3 protein-coding genes and 1 pseudogene are annotated in these 2,042 nt (G+C 39.4%); all 4 read right to left on the reverse strand.

Annotation, left to right across the window (positions count from 1 at the left end):
• Nucleotides 1-115: pseudogene (locus P20652_RS21075) on the reverse strand (DUF600 domain-containing protein); the annotation flags it as partial.
• A gap of 9 nt (nt 116-124) precedes the next feature.
• Nucleotides 125-931 carry a PoNe immunity protein domain-containing protein gene (locus tag P20652_RS05625; protein WP_008170478.1) on the reverse strand — a complete coding sequence of 269 codons (807 nt, stop codon included), beginning with the start codon at nt 929-931 and terminating at the stop codon, nt 125-127.
• A gap of 5 nt (nt 932-936) precedes the next feature.
• The gene (locus P20652_RS05620; RefSeq protein ID WP_008170479.1) at nt 937-1,560 is read right to left on the reverse strand and encodes a PoNe immunity protein domain-containing protein; all 624 of its coding nucleotides are present in this window, start codon (nt 1,558-1,560) and stop codon (nt 937-939) included.
• A 129-nt stretch (nt 1,561-1,689) separates the two neighbouring features.
• Entirely contained in the window at nt 1,690-1,983 is a 294-nt protein-coding gene (locus P20652_RS05615; RefSeq protein WP_008170480.1) for a hypothetical protein, read from the reverse strand.
• Nucleotides 1,984-2,042: the final 59 nt, after the last annotated feature.

A 2,042-nucleotide genomic window follows, 5' to 3' on the forward strand; every position in this document is an offset into this window, starting at 1 on the left:
GTACATTGTTATTCTCGCAATCTAAAATAAGCTGAGCTTTAAGCCACGGAGCATCAATTTGTTGATAAAGGTACTGACCTAGGTGTTGCGGGATGTGTTTTATATCAGGTTGCATTGGCTGTCCTTAGCGCTCAGGCTTATTACGTATTAAATCATTGGCTAGCATTGGATGTGGCGTAAGCTGTACTTTGGTTATACCAAGTAAGTTTGCCACTAACGCATGCTCTAAACACCAGTACCCAATGTAATAATCAGTATATTCAAATTCACAATCACATTCATGGTTGCCGTGCCAGTCGGCATCATCAAGTTGGGCATACCACTGCGATATAAACTGGTTTAGCTTCTGTGCTTGCGTATTTTTATCAAGACTAAAGGCATCAAACAAACACTGGTAAACATCAGGGTAATAGAGGGTTTTTGCCATAGGGCGCTGTGAATCACCGAGCTTTACGGCAATAGCATCAAATAATGCATCTTTACCTTGTTCACCAATGACATCAAGCGTTTTACTAATATGCTCAGTGGGCGCGTCGCAGGCAACTAGCAACGACAGCCACCAAAGCGTATAAATATAGCGATTTATATTCGCAGAGCCACACGCATCGCCAGCGCCTCCAAGTTGCTCAAAATCAACACGGTAAAACTGATGGGGTTGTGGAATGTTATTAGCTACCAAGGTGAGCTGTTCACGATAAGGTAAAATAGCGAGTACAAAAGGGCGTAGTTCATCAATAGAGGCACCATAAGAATAATGCGCTACAGCTCGCATAATCGCTAGTTGAAACAATCTCTGAGCCACATCAACGCGCTGAGTAGGGGAGGTAAATACAGCGTCGTCGAGTGCGGCTTGTGTTTCTGTTAGAGCTTCATCAAGGTCACTCGTAAGTGTTTGAAGGTAGCCTTCATCCTGACGGTTATCACGTAACATCCATGTCATCCTTTAAAGTGAACTAAATCTTTAGGGTAATACGGGTGGTCAATAAAGCTACTGTCGTCAATATTATAAAGTTTAACGACTAAAGCTGCTTCCCAGCTCCAATACCCAATGTAGGCATCCGTATCCATTAAATGATAGTCGGGTGAATCTATCAGTTTATACCATGCATCGAGGTATGCTTTCATTAAAGAAGGTTGTTGCTCAATGTCTGCTGCAATGACATCGTGTAGCTTTTTAAATCGTTTTTTGAATAATAAATCATTAGAAACTGCTCGTTCAGTGTCGCCCATTTTCAATGCAATAGAGTCGAGCAATACATCAAGTCCTTGATTAGCGATTAATTCAAGAGCCTGCGTGTAATAGCTATCACCCATATCTAAACAATAAGCAAAAGCGAGCCAGTCGAGCCAGTTTTCAAGATAGTCAGTGCGAATTTCCTCCCATCCAATGCGATCTTTTTGTTCATTTGCAGGCAAGGCATCAGCATAGTCTTTTTGCCATTGACGGTATTTAAGTGCTTCAAGTAAATGAGGTTTGAGCTCAGTTAAATTGTCTCCGCGGGCAAACTTTTGTTGTAGTAAATAAATAATGTCACTATTGAGCCTGAATGCATTCTTCATTTTGACTTCACTTGTCAATTTATTGTTTAAAGTTATTTTTGTATTTTTTATCAATAACCTTAGCCCTGAAATTAATTCTTTCGTCAAAATACTTTTTATCTTTTAATGTATCTCTTAGCTATTTTTTTCCTAAAAACCTTTTGGTGTACCAATTATATTTCCGTATTTATTTAATTCTTTCACTGACAGTGAACCATCAGGCATATTGCGTATTAATATTTTTTCTATAGAGCCATCATTATCTGCTATTGACTCTAAAATCTCCTCTATTTGCTCTTCATTCAGCCCTGCTTTTCTTAAGCGCTTATCGGTAACCCAATCATCACTCATTTGCTTGCCGTCTATGGCAAGCTGTGGCAGCAGTAGGTCGTATTGCCAACTTGTTGATATTTCATGAATAGTAAACTGACTATTTAATAGCACTTTTACTCTTTAAGCGCAGCGCCTCTTAACCTCTTTGTGAATAATTCACTTAAATATTG

Origin of the sequence: Pseudoalteromonas sp. BSi20652 (genome assembly GCF_000239855.1) — a bacterium.
Classification (GTDB): Bacteria; Pseudomonadota; Gammaproteobacteria; order Enterobacterales; family Alteromonadaceae; genus Pseudoalteromonas.